Raw genomic sequence first — 20,102 nt, 5'->3', positions numbered from 1 at the left:
TCCGTCATGCACTACCTCGATAATCTTCTCCTCAACACCGACAGCTACAAGGCCAGCCATTGGCTGCAGTACCCACCGGGTACCGATGCCACGTTCTTCTACGTGGAATCACGTGGCGGCCTGCACGATCGCACGGTGTTCTTCGGCCTGCAGGCGATCCTCAAGGACGCCCTGGCAAGGCCGGTCACCCACGCCGACATCGACGACGCCGCCGCGCTGTTCGCCGCCCATGGCGAACCGTTCAACGAGGCCGGCTGGCGCGATATCGTCGACCGGCTTGGCGGCCATCTGCCGGTGCGCGTCCGTGCCGTGCCCGAGGGCAGCGTGGTGCCCACCCAGCAGGCACTGATGACCATTGAATCGACCGATCTGGCCGCGTTCTGGGTACCGTCGTACCTGGAGACGCTGCTGCTGCGCGTGTGGTACCCGGTCACCGTGGCCACCATCAGCTGGCATGCACGGCAGACCATTGCAGCGTTCCTGCAGCAGACCAGCGACGATCCGCAGGGGCAGCTGCCGTTCAAGCTGCACGACTTCGGCGCGCGCGGTGTATCGAGCCTGGAATCGGCCGCGCTGGGCGGTGCCGCGCACCTGGTCAACTTCCTCGGCACCGATACCGTATCGGCCCTGTGCCTGGCCCGCGCGCACTATCACGCACCGATGGCCGGCTATTCGATTCCCGCCGCCGAGCACAGCACCATCACCAGCTGGGGCCGCGAGCGCGAGGTGGATGCCTACCGCAACATGCTGCGCCAGTTCGGCAGGCCCGGTGCGATCGTAGCGGTGGTGTCGGACAGCTATGACATCTACCGGGCCATCAGCGAGCACTGGGGTACCACCCTGCGCGATGAAGTGATCGCCTCGGGCGCCACCCTGGTCATCCGCCCCGACTCGGGCGACCCGGTGGAGGTGGTGGCCGAAAGCCTGCGCCGGCTGGATGAAGCCTTCGGCCACACGATCAACGGCAAGGGCTACCGCGTGCTCAACCACGTGCGGGTGATCCAGGGCGATGGCATCAACCCGGATACGATCCGCGCCATCCTGCAGCGCATCACCAACGACGGCTATGCCGCCGACAATGTGGCCTTCGGCATGGGCGGCGCCCTGCTGCAGCGGCTGGACCGCGATACGCAGAAGTTCGCACTGAAGTGTTCGGCGGCGAGGATCGACGGTGAGTGGATCGACGTCTACAAGGATCCGGTCACCGATGCCGGCAAGACCAGCAAGCGCGGCCGCATGCGCCTGCTGCGGCGCCTGGATGACGGCAGCCTGCATACGGTGGCGCTGCCTCCCGGCGGTGACGAAACGCTGCCGGCCGGCTTCGAGGACGCGATGGTGACCGTGTGGGAGAACGGCCGCCTGCTGCACGATCAGCGGATGGATGACATCCGGGCCCGGGCCGCTACGGGGCGCTGAAGGTGCATCCCGACCGGGGTCAGAGCCCGCTGCGTGGCGTCAGGATCCGACCCCTTCCTTCCGCTGGGGTCGGATCCTGACGCCCCACAACGGGCTCTGACCCCTGCGCTCTTGACCCGCGCCGCCAACAGGTCCACTTTGCACACGCCGAAGGTATCCCTGCCGTGGCTGGATGGCGGCAGGGATTTAAACGGGAATCCGGTGAAGGCGCCTCGCGCGCCCATTCCGGAGCTGCCCCGCAGCGGTGAATGGAAACGAATCTGCCAACAGCACTGGGCTCGCGCCTGGGAAGCGGCAGGTAGTAGGTGGGCTGCGGCCCGTGTCCATCAGCCCGAATACCGGCCCCGGCCAGGGGACACGACCGTCCCCTGATCCGACCTGGAATCTCCGAGGGGAGGTTGCCGGGGCCGTCGTTGTCCTGCGCGTGCAGGCAGCACGGCCGCGCGCGTCCTTTTCACGGTAGCCGGCCAGGCCTGTTCCCACGCGCTGATGCATGGGCCACCGCCGTTGCCGGCGGTCCATGCGGTACCTGACGATGACCGAGTTCCAACGCCCTGCCCTGACCCTGCCTGCCGACGGCAAGCGCCTGCTGCTGCATTCGTGCTGCGCGCCCTGCTCCGGCGAAGTGATGGAGGCGATCACCGCCTCCGGAATCGACTACGCGATCTTCTTCTACAACCCCAACATCCACCCGGTGAAGGAATACGAATTGCGCAAGCAGGAGAACATCCGCTTCGCCGAGCAGCACGGCATTCCGTTCATCGACTGCGACTACGACACCGACAACTGGTTCAGCCGTGCGCGCGGCATGGAGAACGAACCCGAACGCGGCATCCGCTGCACCATGTGCTTTGACATGCGCTTCGAGCGCACGGCGCTGTACGCACACGAACACGGTTACGACACCATCAGTTCTTCGCTGGGCATCTCGCGCTGGAAGAACATGGCGCAGATCAACGACTGCGGCATCCGCGCCGCGTTGCGCTATGAAGGCCTGCAGTACTGGGACTACAACTGGCGCAAGGGCGGCGGTGCCAGCCGCATGATCGAGATCAGCAAGCGCGAGCAGTTCTACCAGCAGGAGTACTGCGGCTGCGTGTACTCGCTGCGCGATGCCAACCGCCATCGCCGCGAGAATGGCCGCGAGCGGATCAGGATCGGCCTGCTGTACTACGGGCAGGACGCTGAGACGCCGCAGGGCGATTGACGTGTGAACATGGGGCGGCCACGCTGGTCGCCCCTTCTGTTGTAGCGGAACTGCCATGACTGCCCTGCCCGCCGATGTCGCCCTGCTGGTGATCGACCTGCAGCCGGACTTCATGCCCGGTGGCGCCTTGGCCTGCGACCAGGGTGATGCACTGGTGGCGCCGATTGCCGAACTGCTGGCGCAGCACCACTACCGCACCGTGGTGGCGACCCAGGACTGGCACCCGGCCGACCATGCCTCGTTTGCCAGCCAGCACGCCGGCCAGCGTCCGTTCGAGACCATCCTGCTGCATGCGCAGCCGCAGACCCTGTGGCCCGACCACTGCGTGCAGGGCAGCGCAGGGGCCGCCCTGCATCCGGGCGTGGACTGGACCGCGGCCGACCTGATCCTGCGCAAGGGCACGCGCCAGCAGGTGGATTCGTACAGCGCCTTCCGCGAGAACCACGGCCCGGATGGCGAGCGCCCGGCCACCGGCCTGGCCGGCTGGCTGCATGAGCGCCGCATCCGCGAAGTGCACGTGTGCGGGCTGGCCCGCGACTACTGCGTGCTGTGGAGCGCACAGGACGCGGTGAAGTCCGGCTTCCGGGTGAAGTTCCTGTGGGACCTGACCAGGCCGGTAACCGAAGCCAATGACACGATGGTGCGCGAAGCACTGGGCAAGGCGGGGATCGCGATCGCCTGACGGGCGACCGCCGCTCGGCGGACGCTGCGTCGCTGGGTGCAGGGTACCAACGCGGAAATTGTCGCCTCTGCCGCTTGCAGGCCCCTGCGGACGGCAACACAATGGACCCATCCAGCCCTCCAAGTACGCCCCCCTACAGATCGCGGGACGGCCGAACCGAGGGCTTTTTACCGGGTGGAATCGAAAGGGCAAGGGCATGCCAACAGCGATCCTCATCGATGGCGGTTACTTCGTTAAGCGATTCCGCCGGATTGAACCTCACAACGCCAGCAACGCTGAACGTGCCGCAGAAGTAGCGCATCGATGGGCGCTCGCGCACCTGACCTCGTCGGGGGGTGAGCGACGGGATCTCTACCGGATCTTCTTCTACGACTGCCCTCCGCTGCAGAAGCGGATGCACAACCCCATCTCGGGAACCTGCATCGACTATGCACGCTCACCGGAGGCGCGCTTCAGAATCAGCCTGCACGAGGCCCTGAAGCAGAAGCGAAAGGTGGCACTGCGCCTTGGTCATCTCGCGGACTCCAGTTCGTGGACAATCGATTCCCGAACGCTCGATGCACTTCTGAAAGGCAAGCGCGCGTTTTCCACGCTTCTGCCCGATGAGCTTCATCCAGAGATCAGACAGAAGGGCGTCGATATGCGCATCGGCCTGGATATCTCTTCACTTTCTCTCAAACGACAAGTCCGCCAGATTGTCCTGGTAGCCGGTGATGCCGACTTCATCCCCGCTGCCAAGCTCGCTCGACGCGAAGGCGTGGACTTCGTCCTGGATCCGATGTGGTCGCCCACCCCCCAGGGCCTTCTGGAGCATATCGACGGTGTCCGCTCCACCTGCCCCAGGCCCGCGAACAGGAGCGTGGGAAAGACGATGATCGGGCGTGCGACGGTGGATGCAACCCGATCCTAGCGGAACACCACCGTGCGGTGCCCGTTGAGCAGGATGCGGTGCTCCACATGGCGGCGAACGGCGCGCGCCAGCACCAGCGATTCGGTATCGCTGCCCAGCCGCACCAGCTCGCGCGGGGCCATCGCGTGGTCCACGCGGGCCACGTCCTGTTCGATGATCGGGCCTTCGTCCAGATCCTCGGTGACGTAGTGCGCAGTGGCACCGATGATCTTGACCCCGCGCGCGTGCGCCTGGTGGTATGGCTGCGCGCCCTTGAAGCTGGGCAGGAAGCTGTGGTGGATATTGATCGCACGGCCGGCCAGCGCGCGGCACAGCGTGGGTGACAGGATCTGCATGTAACGCGCCAGCACCACCAGATCGATGCGCTCGCGCTCGACCAGGTCGATGATCTGCTGCTCCTGCACCGCACGCGTATCGGCGCTCACCGGCAGGTGGTGGAACGGCACCTGGTAGGACGCGGCCAGCGGCGCGAAGTCGGCGTGGTTGGAGGCCACCGCTGCGATGTCGACCTTCAGTTGGCCGCTGTGGGCGCGGAACAGCAGGTCGTTGAGGCAATGGCCCTGCTTGCTGACCAGCACCAGCAGGCGCGCGCGGCGGCGGCCATCGTGCAGCTGCCAGTCCATGCCGAAGGCTTCGGCAAGCGTGGCCATGGCGGCGTGCACGGTCTCCAGCGGCAGGCCGGCATCGCGATCGAAATGGACACGCAGGAAGAAACGGCCGCTCTCCTCGTCGCCGAACTGCTGGGCGTCGAGGATGTTGCAGCCGTGGTCGAACAGCAGGCCGGACACGCGGTAGACGATGCCGGTGCGGTCGGGGCAGGACAGGGTAAGAATGGAATCGGGGCGCATCGCCCGAGTGTAGGGCAGCGCCGTGCGCGATGGACCGATGGTCACCGATGCAACCGAACGGCTTGGTTCAGTCCCAAGCGATACTTGGGCCCTCCCGTGGCAAGCTGGTTGGTCATGAACCTGTTGCAACTGATCCGCAGCTTCACCCGCACCGCAGAGACCGGCAGCATTGCCGCCGCGGCCCGCATCCTTGGCATCAGCGCCACCGCAGTCGGCCAGAACATCAACCGGCTGGAGGCGCATCTGGGCGTACGGCTGCTGAACCGGAGCACGCGCCAACTGGCCCTCAGCGAGGCCGGCGCGCTGTACCTGGCGCAGGTGCGCCACATCGAAGCCGACCTGGCGCGCGCGCAGGCGATGGTCACCTCCGGTGACATCGAGCCGGCCGGGCCGCTGCGCATCGCCAGCAGCAGCGCCTTCGGCCGCCACGTGCTGGCACCGCTGCTGCCTTCGCTGCAGCAGCGCTACCCGCAGCTGCAGCTGGAGCTGCGCCTGACCGACCGTGCCGTGCAACATGGGCCGGAAGCGGTGGATGCCAGCATCCGCATCGGCGCGCAGCTGGAAGACGGCGTGGTCGCACGGCAGCTGGCGCGCGTTCCGTTTGTATTCTGCGCCTCGCCTGCCTACCTGGAAGCCCATGGCACGCCGCAGGAGCCGTCCGAACTGGGCGGCCATCGCGGGCTGCTGCACCGCTTCCCCACCGATGGCCGGCCGCTGCGCTGGGGCCTGCTGAAGGACGGCCAGCGCGTGGACGCTGCGCTGCCGCCGAGCATGGTCTGCGATGACATCGATGCGCTGGCGTCGCTGGCGGCGGCCGGCGCCGGCATCACCCGGCTGGCCGCCTTCGTGGCCGAGCCGTACCTGCACGATGGGCGCCTGCAGGCGGTGTTCGGCGCCGACAGCAGGTGGCGCCCGGAACCGATGGAGGTCTATTTCTGCGTCAGCGACCGCCGCGACTTCACCGCCAAGATCCGCGCGCTGTTCGAGCACCTGCAGGCCGGCATCGCGCCGGCCTGGCGGGTGTGACAGACGGATATCAGTCGCGACATGGGCACGCACTGAGAAGAGTGGCGTTTCCTTCCCCGGTCAGAAGTCCCCCTTCAGGCGCATCAGGTGAGCGCTGGCGTCTGCCCATCCTGTCAGGGTGCGCTGGCATAGCCCATTACTGAAAACATGAAACACCGGAGTTTCATATACATCCAGGTATTTCCAGCCTTCGGTTCCGGCCTGGAGCAACATGGGATGAGAGGGATTGCGTGCGTTCCACTCGCTGACACCAAGCTGAGGCCATGCGGGGGATCGGCGCACGACAAAGCGCACGCTGGATCGAATCCATCTCCATTCCGGCTCGTTCAAGATCACCTGCATCGCCCGCCGGGAGGGAGCGCATGCCGGACTGACATAGACGACCACTTCCAATCCCTCCTTGTACTTCCACCGCCGCCATTCCAGCTTTCCACTCGCAAGAGGGTGGAGAGTTCCCTGCTGATCGGGCGCGTTCCGCTCTATCTCGGGAAGTTCGTCTACACGTAGCGCCGCCGCTTCACGCAGCCTGTTGGCCTCGGCAAAATGCCTGACCTGCACCAGAAGCGAGTGCATCTTCCTGTGCGTTGCCTCTGTGGCAATACCTCTCCGCCCCAGCTCTGCATGAATGCATCGGACCTTGCCAAGCCATTCCTCGTCTCCAACGTACATCGAGACGTGGAAGCTGGCGCGAAACGCAGCCTCAAGGTCCGGATCGCTCAGCTTGTCGCAGCCGCCACCCCGCGACGCCGAGGACTCCCATGAAGCGTAGGCTTTCGCGAGCCTGGCGACTCGATCCGATGCGCCTGAAGCCAGCATCGCTTGATCGAGCTCTCGCAGCTGGGCGTCTATTGCAGATGCTGCCCATGCACCGGTGGGCAGCATCATGCACCAAAGAAGCAGCCTGCACGCCAGCATGCGGTCAGCAGCTCGACATGCAGATGCTGTGCATGGACTCTGAGCAGGTCGCACGCCCCGAACAGGCGTATCCCGGATAATCTTCAACGACCGGATTTGGATTGAGCGACCGCACAAGCACACGTTCCGCTTCCGAATCCTGCCGCAACCCCGGAATGATCGCCGAAATCAGAACCATCAACATCGTGGACTTCATCATGCTTCTCCATTGGCCGCACACTCCTGTGTGCGGCCCAACGTTGCAGCGCTCGCGCATCGCGCGATGAGAAGTCATTCACATAAGCGGATATCCATGATCATTGCCAGCTCATCGTGGCATTTCATGCCGCACCTAACCTCCCTGCAGATCACCTGCATCCTGAAGCGTCACATTGCGCCCACAGATTGCGTCAGCGCGCCTTGAACACGCCGCGCGCATCGCGCGGCTCGCAGCGCAGGTACTGCGGCGCCGCTTCCACGCTGTCGCGCAATGCCGCGGCGGCGTGCCACGGCCAGCGCGGGTCGTAGAGGATGCCGCGCGCCAGGGCCACGGCATCGGCGTGGCGGTGGCGCAGGATCGACTCGGCCTGTTCCGGTTCGGTGATCATGCCCACCGCGATCACCGGCATGCGCACCTTGGCCTTGATCGCCGCGGCGAACGGCACCTGGTAACCGGGGCCGACGGTGATCTTCTGGCGCTCGTCCAGGCCACCGCTGGAGACATGCAGGAAATTGCAGCCGCGCGCATCCAGCACCTGGGCCAGCGCTTCGCTCTGCACCAGGTCCCAGCCACCCTCGACCCAGTCGCTGGCAGAAATGCGCACGCCCACAGCGATCCTGGCGGACACCGCCGCACGCACTGCGTCGAACACCTCCACCAGCAGGCGCAGGCGGTTCGGCAGCGACCCGCCATAGCCGTCGGTGCGGCGGTTGCTCAGCGGCGACAGGAACTGGTGCAGCAGGTAACCGTGCGCGGCATGCAGCTCGATCAGCTCGAAACCCAGGCGCTCGGCACGCACCGCACTGGCGGCGAAAGCAGCGATGACCTCGGCGATGCCGGCCTCGTCCAGTTCCTGCGGCGCCGGATCGGCAGCATGGAACGGCAGCGGCGACGGCGCCACGGTGGCCCAGCCACGCGCATCATCGGCCGGCAGCTGACCACCACCGTCCCACGGACGGTTCACCGAAGCCTTGCGGCCGGCATGGCCCAGCTGGATGCCCAGCGGCATCGGCGACCAGCGGCGGACGCTGGCCAGCACCTGCGCCAGTGCGGCCTCGGTGCCGTCATCCCACAGGCCCAGGTCGGCCCAGCTGATGCGGCCGCGCGGCTCGACCGCGGTGGCTTCCAGGATCAGCAGGCCGGCGCCGGACTGCGCCAGGTTGCCCAGGTGCATGGCGTGCCAGTCGCTGGCGCGGCCGTCTTCGGCGGAGTACTGGCACATCGGCGCGATCACGATGCGGTTGGACAGGGTCAGGGGGCCGAACGAGATCGGCGAAAACAGCTGGGTCACGGCGATGCAGGGGACAGGCGGATGGAGGGGACGTATTGCACCGCCGCACGGCCTGCGAATCAACCGTCTGGATGGATCGCTGTTTCGCAGCCGATCATGCAGCCGAGCGTGGGCTCGGCCCTACAGAAGCCGACAGCCCTTGTAGCGCCGAGCCCACGCTCGGCTCAGCGCGAAGCCCAACCGGCCAGTGCTTCGGCACAATCGCGCTCGTCCTTGAACTGCAGCAGGTCATCGGCACGGGTGCGGCCACGGTTCAGTGCCGCCACCGGCAAGCCTGCCCGGGCCGCTGCCTGCACGAAGCGGAAGCCCGAATAGACCATCAGCGACGAGCCCACCACCAGCACGGCATCGGCCTGATGCAGGTGGTCATGCACCGCCGCCACGCGTTCACGCGGCACGTTTTCGCCGAAGAACACCACATCCGGCTTCAGCAGTCCACCGCAGTACGGGCAATCGGGCACCACGAAGGCGGAGAAATCGGTCTCCAGGTCGGCATCACCATCGGGGGCGATGCCAGCCTCCAGCGCATCCCAGCCGGGATTGGCGTCCAGCAGGCGCTGCTGGAAATCCTCGCGGCCACTGCGGCGCTCGCAGCCCATGCAACGCACCAGGTCCAGGCGGCCATGCAGGTCGATCACCTTGTGGCTGCCGGCACCCTGGTGCAGGCCATCCACATTCTGGGTCAGCAGCAGCTGCAGCTTGCCGCGGCTTTCCAGTGCGGCCAGGGCCTGGTGGGTAGCGTTGGGCCGGGCCAGGCCGAAGCGCGGCCAGCCCAGCAGGCTGCGCGCCCAGTAGCGCTGGCGGGTGGCCACCTCGCCCATGAACGCCTGGTAGGTCACCGGTGGGGTGCGTTTCCACTGGCCGTCGCTATCGCGGTAATCGGGAATGCCCGAGGCGGTACTGCAACCGGCGCCGGTCAGCACGAACAGGCGCTGGGCGCGGTCGATGAAGTCGGTCAGTGGCGGGGTCATGGCTGCCAGATGGGGGCGCCAAGGCACCCCCGCAAGCACCGGTTCAGCCAGCGTACTCAGGCGGCCGGCAGCGGCGGCACCGCGATCGGGTGGCCTTCCTCGTCCAGCGCGATCATCACGAAGTGGCCGCGGGTGCACAGCTTGCGCTCGCCGCTGTGCAGGTCTTCGGCGACCAGTTCCACCTCGACTTTCATCGAGCTGCGGCCGACTTCGACGATGCGGCCGATGGTTTCCACCATCTGGCCGATGCGGATCGGCAGCTTGAAGTCGACCTGGTCGCTGCGCGCGGTCACCACCGTGCGGCGCGAGTAGCGAGCGGCGGCCAGGAAGGCGGCCTTGTCCATCCAGGCCAATGCCTGGCCACCGAACAGGGTGCCCAGGTGGTTGGTGTGGTTGGGGAAGACGATTTCGGCCATGCGCACTTCGGTGGGCGGCACGGTCTCGGGGATCGGGGTCATGGGGGTGCTTCGGTGTGGGGTCCGGCAATTTTAAGCCAGGCCCCGTGCAGGCGGCGCTACACTGCGCCACGCCCACTGCCCGGACCGCCCATGCCTGCACTTCCCGACCTCCTGGCCTTTGCACTGGTCTCGCTGGCCATGGTGCTCACCCCTGGGCCGAACATGATCTACGTCATTTCGCGCTCGATCTGCCAAGGACCGGTCGCGGGGCTGATCTCGCTGGGCGGGGTGGCGCTGGGCTTCGTGTTCTACATGCTGTGCGCGGCGCTGGGCATCACCGCCCTGCTGATGACCGTGCCGTTTGCCTACGATGCGCTGCGCATCGGTGGCGCGCTGTACCTGCTGTACCTGGCCTGGCAGGCGCTGAAGCCCGGCGGCCGTTCACCGTTTGCAGTGCGCGACCTGCCGCAGGACAGCCCGCGCAGGTTGTTCACGATGGGCTTCCTGACCAATCTGCTGAACCCCAAAGTGGCGGTGATGTACCTGTCGCTGCTGCCGCAGTTCCTGCATCCCGACGGCGAAGGCAGCGTGCTGATGCAGTCGATCGTGCTGGGCTCCACCCAGATCCTGGTCAGTGTCAGCGTGAACGGCGTGATCGCGCTGACCGCCGGCAGCATCGCCGGCTTCCTGGCCGCACGCCCCACCTGGCAGGTGGTGCAGCGCTGGCTGATGGGCACGGTGCTGGCCGGGCTGGCGGTGCGCATGGCGGTGGAAGGGCGGCGGTAACCGCTCGACTCTACGCAAGCCACGCGCGCAACAAAAAACCCCGGCATTGGCCGGGGTTTTCTGTTGCGACAGGCCTGGCCGCTTCGATCAGAAGTTCATGTCGAAGGCGACTTCGCCCTGCACACCGACCTGGTAGGCCGAAACGCGGCGTTCGAAGAAGTTGGTCAGCTCCTGCACATCCTGCAGTTCCATGAACGGCAGCGGGTTGCGCACGTTGTACTTCTTTTCCATGCCCAGCTTGGCGAAGTGCTGGTCGGCACAATGCTGCAGGTACTGGCGCATGTCGCGGGTCGAGATGCCGGCAACGCCGCCGGACAGCACGTCCTCGGCGAACTGCACTTCGCATTCGATGGCTTCGGCCAGCATGTCGTAGACCTGCTGCTTCATCTCGTCATCGAACAGGTCCGGCTCTTCCTCACGCACCACGCGCACCGACTCGAACGCGAACTCCATGTGCGCGCTCTCGTCGCGGAACACCCAGTTGGTGCCCGAGGCCAGGCCCGGCAGCAGGCCGCGCGAACGGAAGTAGTACACGTAGGCAAACGCGGCGAAGAAGAACAGGCCTTCGATGCACGCGGCGAAGCAGATCTGGTTGAGCAGGAACTGGCGGCGCTCGGCACGGGTCTCGATGCGCTTCAGGTCCTGGATCGAGTCGATCCACTTGAAGCAGAAGTCGGCCTTCTTCTTGATCGAGTCGATGTTCTCCACCGCGGCGAAGGCTTTGACGCGCTCTTCCGGATCCGGCAGGTAGTTGTCGAGCAGGGTCAGGTAGAACTGCACGTGCAGCGCTTCTTCGTACAGCTGGCGCGACAGGTACATGCGCGCTTCGGGCGCATTCAAGTGCTGGTACAGGTTCAGCACCAGGTTGTTGGACACGATCGAGTCGCCGGTGGCGAAGAACGCGACAAGGCGGTGGATCAGGTGACGCTCACCCGGCGACATCTTGCTGTGCAGGTCGGTGATGTCGATCTGGAAGTTGATCTCTTCCACCGTCCAGGTGTTCTTGATCGCGTTCCGGTACATGTCATAGAACTGCGGGTAGCGCATCGGGCGCAGGGTCAGTTCAAAACCGGGATCGAGCAGCATCTGCTTGGGCTTGTCGGCCATGGGTGTTTCCTTGTCTTCTCGGGTCAAAACGCCGGGCGTGGCCCGGCGCTACCTGGGTGTTTCCATGCTGCAGCCGAGCATGGCTCGGCTCTACAGGTGCGAGGTCTTCGAGTGCCGACCAACGGCCGGCACCCACCGCGCGGTGTTACTGGCAGGCTTCGCAGGCTTCCGGGTTTTCCAGCGAGCAGGCGATGGCTTCGTCCGGGCTGAACACCTTGGCCGGGGCCGCAGCGCTGACCGTGGTCTTGGCGATCTTGGTGGCCGGGCGCGAACGCAGGTAGTAGGTGGTCTTGATGCCCTGCTTCCAGGCATACATGTACATGGAGGACATCGCGCCGATGTTCGGGCTTTCCATGAACAGGTTGAGCGAGGCCGACTGGTCGATGAAGGCACCACGCTCGGCGGCCATGTCGATCAGCGAACGCATCGGCAGTTCCCACGCGGTGCGGTAGACCTCGCGCAGCGCTTCCGGAATCTGTGCCACACCGGCGATGGAGCCTTCGGCGAGCTTGATGGCATCGCGCATGTCGGCGGTCCACAGGCCCAGCTTCTTCAGTTCATTCACCAGGTAGCGGTTGACCTGCAGGAAGTCACCGGACAGGGTCTCGCGCTTGAACAGGTTGGACACCTGCGGCTCGACGCACTCGTAGCAACCGGCGATCGAGGCGATGGTCGCGGTCGGCGCGATCGCGATCATCAGCGAGTTGCGCAGGCCGTGTTCCTTGATGCGGGCGCGCAGGGCATCCCAGCGTGCGGTGTCTTCCGGCACCACGTTCCAGGCGTCGAACTGCAGTTCGCCACCGGCGGCGCGGGTGTCGTTGAACGACGGGTGCTTGCCGCGTTCCTGGGCCAGCTCGCAGGAGGTTTCCAGCGCGTGGAAGTAGATCGCTTCGGCAATCTTCTTCGACAGCGCGCGGGCTTCGGCGCTGTCGAACGGCAGGCGCTTGCGGAAGAACACGTCCTGCAGGCCCATGCAGCCCAGGCCGACCGGACGCCAGCGCAGGTTGGCGCGGCGGGCGGTTTCGATCGGGTAGAAGTTCAGGTCGATGACGCGGTCGAGCTGGCGCACGGCCAGGCGCACGGTCTCGGCCAGCTTCTCGAAGTCGAACTCGTTGTGCTCGTCGAAGTGGTTGCCCAGGTTGATCGAACCCAGGTTGCACACCGCGGTTTCATCGTTGGAGGTGACTTCCAGGATTTCCGTGCACAGGTTGGACAGGTGGATCACGTTGCCGGCGCGCAGGGTCTGGTTGCTGGCGCGGTTGCACTTGTCCTTGAAGGTCATCCAGCCATTGCCGGTCTCGGCCAGCGTACGCATCATGCGGGCATACAGCTTGCGCGCGGAGATGGTGCGGTTGGCCTTGCCCTGGGCTTCGGCCTGCAGGTAGGCCTGCTCGAAGGCTTCGCCGAACAGGTCGGTGAACTCCGGCACGACGCGCGGATCGAACAGCGACCATTCCTGGTCGGCCTCGACACGCTTCATGAACAGGTCCGGCACCCAGTTGGCCAGATTCAGGTTGTGCGCACGACGGGCTTCGTCACCGGTGTTGTCACGCAGTTCGAGGAAGTCCTCGATATCGGCGTGCCAGGTCTCCAGGTACACGCAGGCCGCGCCCTTGCGCTTGCCACCCTGGTTCACCGCGGCCACGGACGAATCCATGGTCTTCAGCCACGGCACGATGCCGTTGGAGTGGCCGTTGGTCGACTTGATCAGCGAACCACGCGAACGCACGCGGGTGTAGCTGACGCCGATGCCGCCGGAGAACTTCGACAGCTGGGCAATGTCGCCGTACTTGGAATAGATCGACTCCAGCGAGTCCTGCGGCGAGTCCAGCAGGAAGCACGAGGACAGCTGCTCGTGGGTGGTGCCGGAATTGAACAGGGTCGGGCTGGACGGCAGGTAGTCCAGGTTGCCCATGCGCTTGTACAGCGCCAGGGTCTCGGACACGTCCTCGCTCAGCGCGCTGGCGATGCGCAGGAAGAACTGCTGCGGGGTCTCGATCACCTTGCGGGTGTGCGGGTGGCGCAGCAGGTAACGGTCGTACAGGGTGCGCAGGCCGAAGTAATCGAAGTTCAGGTCCAGCGCGCCGTCGATGGCGTCGTTGAGCTTGCGTGCATTGGTCTGCACGAAGTTCAGCAGGCGGTCGTTGATCAGGCCGACTTCATGGCCACGGCTGACCGACTGCGAGAAGGCGTAGATTTCCTGGCCCGAGACTTCCTTGGCGATGTAGTTGGCCAGCAGGCGCGCGGCCAGGCGGCCGTACTCGGGCTCTTCACCGATCAGCAGGGCGGCGGTGCGGATGGACAGTTCGTCCAGCTCGCGGGTGGTGGCACCGTTGTACAGGCCGGAAATGGTGCGGGTGGCCACGCGCATCGGATCGACGGCGTGCAGGCCTTCGGAGGAACGCTGCACCGCACGCACGATCTTGTTCAGGTCCACCAGTTCGGTGGTCCCATTGCGCTTGGTCACACTCATCGCGTTGGCCGTCGGCGGCGACGTCAACAGGAATTCGCTTTCCTTCTCGATGGTGGCGCTGGATTCGGTGCTCACGGCGTGTGTCCTCTTGGCGTGATTGGGGGTGCTCGATGCATCGGGTGACGCAGCCCGGGACATGACAGCCCAGGATGGCAGGACGGCGTCGCAGGGGATGAGACCCTGCGCCTGCCACTGCCGTTGACGATCGCGGATGGGTACTGCGGCCAACCCCTAGACTTGGGGTTGCTGCGACCGACAGCCACAAGATAGTGGGGGTAATGGGGTCCGTCAACGCCAAATGTAGTGAAATTCGGCAATCCCTTGCGCCGCAAGGATCGTGCCATCGGCGCCCTGATCAGACGCTCCGGACCTGCCGGATCGGGCTGCGCAGTCAAGCCCGAAAGGCGTCTTTGCGGTGGTACAACGCACCGCGGAAACGGAACAATGACAGCTTCACATGACAGCGATGAAACTGGCTAGGGACAACCCTGTGGATAGGTGGTGGGCAGCCGGTGGGAATCCGGTGGACGGGTGACTTCCGGCCGGTGACGCCCGCGCGCTGGCGGCGGATGCTGGCCGTTCGCTTCCGGAAAGGATGGTCCGATGCACCTGCGGTTGCCCGCTCTGGCCCTGCTGCCCGCCCTGTTCATCCCCCCGGTGCTGGCCGCCGAGGGGCCGGACCTGCGTTCGGACCAGTGCGGCATCCACACCGACTATGACGTGCTGGTGGACAGTGGCGGCATCTGGCTGCGGCATGGCCCGCAGGCGCCGCATGAAGTGGTGTTCCACGACGGCGAGCTGAGCCTGGACGGCAGGATGGTCACGGTCAGTACCGCCGACGCGGCGCGCCTGCGGCAGATGGAGGCCGGTGCGCGCCAGCTGATGCCGGCCGCCACTGCGCTGGCCCACGAAGTCTCCGGGGCCACCTTCGATGCGCTGGACGCCGCCTTCGAAGCCATCACCGGCAAGTCCCGCAACCGCCAGATGCGTGCCATGCGCGGCGAGATGCAGGATTGGATCGACGACAGCCTGGGCCGCGGCTACTGGGAGCAGGAGGCCTTCGGCGACGGCTTCGACGCGCACATCGACCAGATGGCCGAGACGATGGCCGCGTCGATGACCCGCAGCGTGCTGTGGCAGGTGTTCACCGGCCGCGCCGGGGCCATGGAGCGCCGTGCCGACCGCCTCGATGCGGAAGTCGACCGCCGCATGGAAGCGCGCAGCCAGCAGCTGGAGGCCAGGGCGATGGCGCTGTGCCCGCTGGTGCAGTCGCTGGCAGCGGCGCATGACGCGCTGGAGGTCCGTTACCAGGGCCAGCCACTGCGGCTGCTGGAGCGCGGCGAAAGCGTGCGGGTGGAACACGGCAGCGGCTCGGGGCTGCATGTGTCGGCCGGGCCGGATGAGCAGCCGCGTGGGAATGCAGTGGCGCCGTCGCGGTAACCACGTTGTGCTGTTGTAGAGCCGAGCCCATGCTCGGCTGCTTTCCGGCACATCATCCAGAAGCAGCCGAGCATGGGCTCGGCTCTACAGTAAACCGCCCTCACGCCCGGTGCGGGGTACCCAGGTACTCGGCGCTCTGCATTTCGATCAGGCGCGAGGCGGTGCGCTCGAACGCACCCTGCAGGCGCTGGCCGGTATACAGCTCGATCGGCGAGGTGCTGGCGGTGCACACCAGGTTGACGTGGCGGTCGTACAGCTCGTCGATGAGGTTGACGAAACGGCGTGCCGCATCCTCATTCAAGCGGTCGAAAGCGGGAATGCCGCCCAGCAGCACCGTGTTGAACTCGTGCGCGATCTCGATGTAGTCCGACGGACCGCGTGGGCCTTCGCACAACGCGGCGAAATCGAACCAGGCGATGCTCTTGCCACGGCCACGCACCGGGATCTTGCGGCCTTCGATCTCGATGTTGCCGGCCTTGGCCGGCTGGCCCCCGCTCAGCTCGTTCCAGCGCGTGGCCAGCCAGTCATCGCTGTCCGCCGCCAATGGCGCGCGGTACACCGGCGAGCGGGTCAGCGCGCGCATCCGGTAATCCTCGGTACCTTCCGCATACAGCTCCACGCAGAAGCGTTGCAGCAGGCCGATGGCCGGCAGGAAGCTCTCGCGCTGCAGGCCGTTGAGGTACAGGTTCTCCACCGCGGTGTTGGAGGTGGTGACCAGGGTCACGCCCTCGGCGAACAGGCGCTCCAGCAGCCGCGCCAGCAGCATCGCATCGCCGATGTCGGTGACGAAGAACTCGTCCAGCACCAGCACGCGCAGGTTGCTGCGCCATTCCTGGGCGATCTTCGCCAGCGGGTCGCTCTGGCCCTGGTGCTCGCGCAGGCGCTCGTGGACGCTGCGCATGAAACGGTGGAAATGCGTGCGGTACTTCTGCTTGATCGGCAGGCCGTCGTAGAACAGGTCGACCAGGAAGGTCTTGCCGCGGCCGACGCCGCCCCAGAAGTACAGGCCCTTCACCGGCTCGGGCTTCTTCCAGAACGAGGACAGGCGGTCCAGCCAACCGTCCTCGGCGCTGTCCAGCAGGCCCAGATGGATGCGGTCCAGCTCGGCCAGCGCCGCGTGCTGGGCCGGGTCGTTCTGCCAGTCGCCACGGGCGACCCCTTCCGCGTACCGCTGCGACGGGGTCAACTCGGTTGCACTCATGCCGCCGCGCCCAGCCAATGCTTCACGCCGTGGGTCAGCGCGCCACGCAGATCGATCAGCTTGCGGTGGAAGAAGTGGCTGGTCTCGGGCATGCGCACCAGCTCGTGCGGGAAGGCCAGCGTGTCCAGCCACTGGTACACGGCCTGCGGGTCGACGATCTCGTCCTGCTCGCCCTGGATCACCAGCCAGCGGGCCGGCGGCGCGATGCCATCGAAATCCCAGCGGCCGGCCGGCGGCGCGATCGAGATCAGCGCTTCCGGCTGCAGCTCGGCGGCTGCCTTCAGCGACACGAACGAGCCGAAGCTGAAACCGGCCAGCCACAGCCGGTCGTCGGGACGCTGGCTGCGCACCCAGGCGGCGACCGCCTTCAGGTCATCCTGCTCGCCCACGCCGCCATCGAAGCTGCCGGCCGAACCCCCCACGCTGCGGAAGTTGAAGCGCACCGTGGTGACGCCCAGCTCGCGCAGGGTAGTGGCGGTCATGGTGACCACCTTGTTGTGCAGGGTGCCGCCCTCGGTGGACAGCGGATGGCAGACGATGGCCACGATCGGCTGCAGCGGCACATCGGCCTTGGGCAGGTCGACGACCACTTCCAGCGGGCCGGCCGGGCCGTCCAGTTCGAGGCAGGCGGTTTCGCCGGGGGCGACGGGGAACGAGGGCTTGTGCATGGCACCATGATACCGTCCCCCGCCCCTGCCCTGTGCCCGCCCCATGCTCTACCTGTCTTTGGCCGTGATCTGCAGCGTGCTGGTTTCGGTGTTGTTGAAGGTGGCCGGACGCCGCCAGCTGGATGTCGCGCAGATGGTCACCTGGAACTATCTGGTGGCGGCAACGCTCACGGCCGTGGTGCTGCAGCCGCCGCTGGATGCACTGCGCGCACCGCATGCGCCGTGGCTGTCATTGCTGGCCCTGGCGGTGGTGCTGCCGTCGATCTTCCTGGTGCTGGGCCGTGCGGTGGCGGTGGCCGGCATCGTCCGCAGCGATGTGGCACAGCGGTTGTCGTTGCTGCTGTCATTGACCGCCGCGTTCCTGTTCTTCGGCCAGACCGCCACACCGTGGAAGCTGGCCGGGCTCGGCCTGGGCCTGCTGGCGATGGTGGCGATCAGCCTGCGCCCACGCGGCCCGGCGGTGGCCCCCGCGGCCGGCGGCTGGGGCTGGCTGCTGGGCGTATGGGCCGGATTCGCGGTGGTGGACGTGCTGCTCAAGCAGGTGGCGCTGTCCGGCACACCGTCGATGGCGGCGGTGCTGGCCAGCTTCAGCGTGGCCTTCGTGCTGATGCTGGCATTGCAGCTGTGGCGACATTTCAGTGGCCGCAACCGGCTGGCCTGGCGCAACCTCGGCGCAGGCGCGCTGCTGGGCCTGCTCAACGGCGGCAACATTCTTTTCTATGTGCACGCGCACCAGGCGATGCCAGAGAGCCCGGCCACCGTGTTCGCCGGGATGAACATCGGCGTGGTGGTGCTGGGCGCGCTGGTGGGCGTGTTCGCCTTCGGCGAGGTCACCACGAAGTGGAACCGTGCCGGCCTGGCGCTGGCAGTGCTGGCGATCGGGTTGATCGCCTGGGGCTGAGCGTGGCCTGGGATCGGATCCCATTCCAACGGAATGGGCTCTGGCCCCTGCGTTTCAGACCCCGCGATGCATTGGGGTCAGAGCCCATTCCGTTGGAATGGGATCCGACCCCGGCGTTTGGGGGGGTTATTTATCGAAACCCAGCAGCAGCGGGTCGTGGTCGGAGCTGCGCCACGGGCCCTGCACGTTGCGGCCCTGGTAGCCGCTGGCGTCCTGCTCATCCGCGTTGCTGTGCCATTCGGCGGCACCGCGCAGGCGCTTGGCCATGCCCGGGTTCAGCAGCGCGTGGTCGAGGCGGCCGGTGTAGCCGTTGTAGACGTAGCTGTAGGGATGCTCGACCTTGGCCACCTTGAACGCGTCCTGCCAGCCCAGGTCATGCAGGGTGCGGATCGGGTCCTCCATCGCGTAGGCATTGAAATCGCCCAGCAGTACCGCGTCCTTGGCACCGGTACCCGTCGGATCGGTCTGCAGCCAGGCGTGCAGCTGCTGCGCCGAGGTCACGCGGGTGGCGTTCCAGCAGCCCTGGTTGTCGTTGCGGTCGGCATCGGCACCGGACGCGTCACGGCAGCCCTTCGACTTGAAGTGGTTGGCGACCACCACGAACGGCGCGCCGTGCTTGCCCTGGAAGGCCTGCGCCAGCGGTACGCGGCTGTGCTCGACGAACGGGCCGCCGGTCAGCGTGGCCGGCGTGCCGACCGGCTGCAGGCGCGAGCTGCGGTAGATGATGCCGACCCGGATCGGGTTGTCGCCCGGGCCCGTGCCGGCGTCGACGAAGCGCCAGTCACCCTGCGCGCCGCGGTCACGGTTGAGCGCACCGACCAGTTCGGCGATGGCCGACTGCGGACCATAGCCATCGTTCTCCAGCTCCATCAGCGCCGCGACATCCGCGCCCAGCGCGTTGACCGTGGTGACCAGCTTGGCCACCTGCGCCTTGTGCTCGTCCAGGGTGCGCGCGCCACGCAGGGTCGGGAAGCCACCGCCCTGGCCATCACCGTTGAAGAAGTTCTCCAGGTTGAAGGCGGCCACATGCAGGCTGCCCGGTACCACCGGCACGGCTGGGCGCTTGAGTTCCGGCAGTTTCAGCACACCCTCGACCTGCAGGCGCGGGCGGCCCTGTGCGTCCACGCGCACGATGCCCTCCACGTTGCGCAGCTGCATGCCGGTGCGCAGCACCGGGTTGCCCGGCAGGTAGGCCACGCTGGCCGGATCGCGGGCATCGCTGCCGTCGTCAAGCAGCAGGCGACGACGCTGGTTGTCGGCCATCACCTGCTCATAGCCGGCAGTACCTGGCGCGGCCACTTCGGTCGGCTGCCAGAGGCGGCCATCGAAGGCCACGGTGAGCTGGCCGAAGCGCTCCAGGCCATCGGTACCGGCCAGGGTGAGCGGTGCGGCGATGCGCACGCGCTGGCCATCCAGCGCACGCCAGTCGGCCCGCGCGGCGGTCAGCACCACGGTGGCGCTGCTGCGCGCGGCGGAGGGCGTCGCGACCGGTGCGGCCTGTGGCAGGGCCTGGGCGAAGGCGCCGGCCGGCAGCAGCAGGGACAGGGCAAGGGCGAGGGAGCGGCGGCGCATCGACGGGCGATTCCTTGGAAGAGGGCGCACAGACTAACCCTGAAATGCGAAACCCCGCCTGCAGGCGAGGTTTTGGCCTTGGCGGGCAAAC

At 66.6% G+C, this 20,102-nt stretch carries 19 protein-coding genes and 1 riboswitch; of the genes, 8 read left to right on the top strand and 11 right to left on the bottom strand.

What is annotated here, in order from left to right; all coding sequences use genetic code 11:
• Window positions 1-6 precede the first annotated feature (6 nt).
• From B9Y64_RS14250 to B9Y64_RS14235, 4 genes are all read left to right on the top strand, one after another.
• The gene (locus tag B9Y64_RS14250; RefSeq protein ID WP_100441260.1) at window positions 7-1,416 is read left to right on the top strand and encodes a nicotinate phosphoribosyltransferase; all 1,410 of its coding nucleotides are present in this window, start codon (window positions 7-9) and stop codon (window positions 1,414-1,416) included.
• A gap of 133 nt (window positions 1,417-1,549) precedes the next feature.
• Window positions 1,550-1,777, top strand: a riboswitch (cobalamin riboswitch).
• Window positions 1,778-1,936: 159 nt separating this feature from the next.
• A complete protein-coding gene (locus tag B9Y64_RS14245) occupies window positions 1,937-2,623 on the top strand; it encodes an epoxyqueuosine reductase QueH (RefSeq protein WP_413482568.1) in 687 nt (228 codons plus the stop codon).
• A 55-nt stretch (window positions 2,624-2,678) separates the two neighbouring features.
• The gene (gene pncA, locus B9Y64_RS14240) at window positions 2,679-3,305 is read left to right on the top strand and encodes a bifunctional nicotinamidase/pyrazinamidase (RefSeq protein ID WP_100441258.1); all 627 of its coding nucleotides are present in this window, start codon (window positions 2,679-2,681) and stop codon (window positions 3,303-3,305) included.
• A 196-nt stretch (window positions 3,306-3,501) separates the two neighbouring features.
• Entirely contained in the window at window positions 3,502-4,215 is a 714-nt protein-coding gene (locus B9Y64_RS14235; RefSeq protein WP_100441257.1) for an NYN domain-containing protein, read from the top strand.
• Here B9Y64_RS14235 and purU read toward each other — a convergent pair.
• Window positions 4,212-5,063, bottom strand: coding sequence for a formyltetrahydrofolate deformylase (gene purU / locus B9Y64_RS14230; RefSeq protein WP_100441256.1), 852 nt, complete (start codon window positions 5,061-5,063; stop codon window positions 4,212-4,214). The genes B9Y64_RS14235 and purU overlap by 4 nt on opposite strands.
• Before the next feature lie 114 nt (window positions 5,064-5,177).
• Between purU and B9Y64_RS14225 the strand changes: the two genes are divergently transcribed.
• A complete protein-coding gene (locus tag B9Y64_RS14225; protein WP_100441255.1) occupies window positions 5,178-6,089 on the top strand; it encodes a LysR family transcriptional regulator in 912 nt (303 codons plus the stop codon).
• Between the two features lie 60 nt (window positions 6,090-6,149).
• On the opposite strand, the gene B9Y64_RS14220 is transcribed toward B9Y64_RS14225, so the two are convergent.
• From B9Y64_RS14220 to B9Y64_RS14205, 5 genes are all read right to left on the bottom strand, one after another.
• On the bottom strand, window positions 6,150-6,974 hold the full coding sequence (locus tag B9Y64_RS14220) for a hypothetical protein (protein WP_157804520.1): 825 nt from the start codon (window positions 6,972-6,974) through the stop codon (window positions 6,150-6,152).
• A gap of 34 nt (window positions 6,975-7,008) precedes the next feature.
• Window positions 7,009-7,200 carry a hypothetical protein gene (locus B9Y64_RS21975; RefSeq protein WP_157804519.1) on the bottom strand — a complete coding sequence of 64 codons (192 nt, stop codon included), beginning with the start codon at window positions 7,198-7,200 and terminating at the stop codon, window positions 7,009-7,011.
• Window positions 7,201-7,393: 193 nt separating this feature from the next.
• Entirely contained in the window at window positions 7,394-8,494 is a 1,101-nt protein-coding gene (locus B9Y64_RS14215) for an NADH:flavin oxidoreductase/NADH oxidase (RefSeq protein ID WP_100441253.1), read from the bottom strand.
• A 164-nt stretch (window positions 8,495-8,658) separates the two neighbouring features.
• Window positions 8,659-9,465: an NAD-dependent protein deacetylase gene (locus B9Y64_RS14210; RefSeq protein ID WP_100441252.1), complete on the bottom strand. Its 807-nt coding sequence runs from the start codon at window positions 9,463-9,465 to the stop codon at window positions 8,659-8,661.
• 56 nt (window positions 9,466-9,521) lie between these two features.
• Window positions 9,522-9,923: an acyl-CoA thioesterase gene (locus tag B9Y64_RS14205; RefSeq protein WP_004153688.1), complete on the bottom strand. Its 402-nt coding sequence runs from the start codon at window positions 9,921-9,923 to the stop codon at window positions 9,522-9,524.
• Window positions 9,924-10,013: 90 nt separating this feature from the next.
• Here B9Y64_RS14205 and B9Y64_RS14200 point away from each other — a divergent pair, with 90 nt between their 5' ends.
• Window positions 10,014-10,649: a LysE family translocator gene (locus B9Y64_RS14200; RefSeq protein WP_100441251.1), complete on the top strand. Its 636-nt coding sequence runs from the start codon at window positions 10,014-10,016 to the stop codon at window positions 10,647-10,649.
• A gap of 87 nt (window positions 10,650-10,736) precedes the next feature.
• Here the strand turns inward: B9Y64_RS14200 and B9Y64_RS14195 are convergent, their stop codons facing one another.
• Both B9Y64_RS14195 and B9Y64_RS14190 read right to left on the bottom strand, forming a co-directional pair.
• Window positions 10,737-11,756, bottom strand: coding sequence for a ribonucleotide-diphosphate reductase subunit beta (locus B9Y64_RS14195; protein WP_008264781.1), 1,020 nt, complete (start codon window positions 11,754-11,756; stop codon window positions 10,737-10,739).
• Window positions 11,757-11,901: 145 nt separating this feature from the next.
• Window positions 11,902-14,304 carry a ribonucleoside-diphosphate reductase subunit alpha gene (locus B9Y64_RS14190; protein WP_100441250.1) on the bottom strand — a complete coding sequence of 801 codons (2,403 nt, stop codon included), beginning with the start codon at window positions 14,302-14,304 and terminating at the stop codon, window positions 11,902-11,904.
• Window positions 14,305-14,832: 528 nt separating this feature from the next.
• Here B9Y64_RS14190 and B9Y64_RS14185 point away from each other — a divergent pair.
• Window positions 14,833-15,669 (top strand): DUF2884 family protein, encoded by an 837-nt coding sequence (locus B9Y64_RS14185; RefSeq protein ID WP_100441249.1) that lies wholly within the window; start codon window positions 14,833-14,835, stop codon window positions 15,667-15,669.
• 100 nt (window positions 15,670-15,769) lie between these two features.
• Here B9Y64_RS14185 and zapE read toward each other — a convergent pair whose 3' ends face one another.
• Together zapE and B9Y64_RS14175 are read right to left on the bottom strand one after the other, a co-directional pair.
• On the bottom strand, window positions 15,770-16,870 hold the full coding sequence (gene zapE, locus B9Y64_RS14180) for a cell division protein ZapE (protein WP_100441248.1): 1,101 nt from the start codon (window positions 16,868-16,870) through the stop codon (window positions 15,770-15,772).
• Window positions 16,867-17,538: an alpha/beta hydrolase gene (locus tag B9Y64_RS14175; RefSeq protein ID WP_100441247.1), complete on the bottom strand. Its 672-nt coding sequence runs from the start codon at window positions 17,536-17,538 to the stop codon at window positions 16,867-16,869. Before B9Y64_RS14175 ends, zapE begins: the two co-directional genes overlap by 4 nt.
• Before the next feature lie 43 nt (window positions 17,539-17,581).
• On the opposite strand from B9Y64_RS14175, the gene B9Y64_RS14170 reads away from it, so the two are divergent.
• Complete coding sequence (locus B9Y64_RS14170; RefSeq protein ID WP_100441246.1) at window positions 17,582-18,439, top strand: hypothetical protein; 858 nt, start codon at window positions 17,582-17,584, stop codon at window positions 18,437-18,439.
• A 126-nt stretch (window positions 18,440-18,565) separates the two neighbouring features.
• Here B9Y64_RS14170 and B9Y64_RS14165 read toward each other — a convergent pair whose 3' ends face one another.
• Window positions 18,566-20,011, bottom strand: a complete 1,446-nt coding sequence (locus B9Y64_RS14165; protein WP_100441245.1) for an ExeM/NucH family extracellular endonuclease — start codon at window positions 20,009-20,011, stop codon at window positions 18,566-18,568.
• Window positions 20,012-20,102: the final 91 nt, after the last annotated feature.

The sequence above is a fragment of the Stenotrophomonas maltophilia genome, from assembly GCF_002799245.1.
In the GTDB taxonomy this organism is placed as follows: Bacteria; Pseudomonadota; Gammaproteobacteria; order Xanthomonadales; family Xanthomonadaceae; genus Stenotrophomonas; species Stenotrophomonas maltophilia_S.
Note: the sequence above shows the minus strand (reverse complement) of the source record. Positions and strands in the feature narration are given on the sequence as shown.

Coding starts and splice junctions, on each gene's coding strand:
- B9Y64_RS14235 (WP_100441257.1), top strand. CDS start 3,502: ATGCCAACAGCGATCCTCATCGATGGCGGTTACTTCGTTAAGCGATTC.
- purU (WP_100441256.1), bottom strand. CDS start 5,063: ATGCGCCCCGATTCCATTCTTACCCTGTCCTGCCCCGACCGCACCGGC.
- B9Y64_RS14185 (WP_100441249.1), top strand. CDS start 14,833: ATGCACCTGCGGTTGCCCGCTCTGGCCCTGCTGCCCGCCCTGTTCATC.
- B9Y64_RS14200 (WP_100441251.1), top strand. CDS start 10,014: ATGCCTGCACTTCCCGACCTCCTGGCCTTTGCACTGGTCTCGCTGGCC.
- B9Y64_RS14220 (WP_157804520.1), bottom strand. CDS start 6,974: ATGATGCTGCCCACCGGTGCATGGGCAGCATCTGCAATAGACGCCCAG.
- B9Y64_RS14165 (WP_100441245.1), bottom strand. CDS start 20,011: ATGCGCCGCCGCTCCCTCGCCCTTGCCCTGTCCCTGCTGCTGCCGGCC.
- B9Y64_RS14225 (WP_100441255.1), top strand. CDS start 5,178: ATGAACCTGTTGCAACTGATCCGCAGCTTCACCCGCACCGCAGAGACC.
- pncA (WP_100441258.1), top strand. CDS start 2,679: ATGACTGCCCTGCCCGCCGATGTCGCCCTGCTGGTGATCGACCTGCAG.
- B9Y64_RS14205 (WP_004153688.1), bottom strand. CDS start 9,923: ATGACCCCGATCCCCGAGACCGTGCCGCCCACCGAAGTGCGCATGGCC.
- B9Y64_RS14195 (WP_008264781.1), bottom strand. CDS start 11,756: ATGGCCGACAAGCCCAAGCAGATGCTGCTCGATCCCGGTTTTGAACTG.
- B9Y64_RS14170 (WP_100441246.1), top strand. CDS start 17,582: ATGCTCTACCTGTCTTTGGCCGTGATCTGCAGCGTGCTGGTTTCGGTG.
- B9Y64_RS14175 (WP_100441247.1), bottom strand. CDS start 17,538: ATGCACAAGCCCTCGTTCCCCGTCGCCCCCGGCGAAACCGCCTGCCTC.
- B9Y64_RS14245 (WP_413482568.1), top strand. CDS start 1,937: ATGCGGTACCTGACGATGACCGAGTTCCAACGCCCTGCCCTGACCCTG.
- B9Y64_RS21975 (WP_157804519.1), bottom strand. CDS start 7,200: ATGAAGTCCACGATGTTGATGGTTCTGATTTCGGCGATCATTCCGGGG.
- zapE (WP_100441248.1), bottom strand. CDS start 16,870: ATGAGTGCAACCGAGTTGACCCCGTCGCAGCGGTACGCGGAAGGGGTC.
- B9Y64_RS14210 (WP_100441252.1), bottom strand. CDS start 9,465: ATGACCCCGCCACTGACCGACTTCATCGACCGCGCCCAGCGCCTGTTC.
- B9Y64_RS14250 (WP_100441260.1), top strand. CDS start 7: ATGCACTACCTCGATAATCTTCTCCTCAACACCGACAGCTACAAGGCC.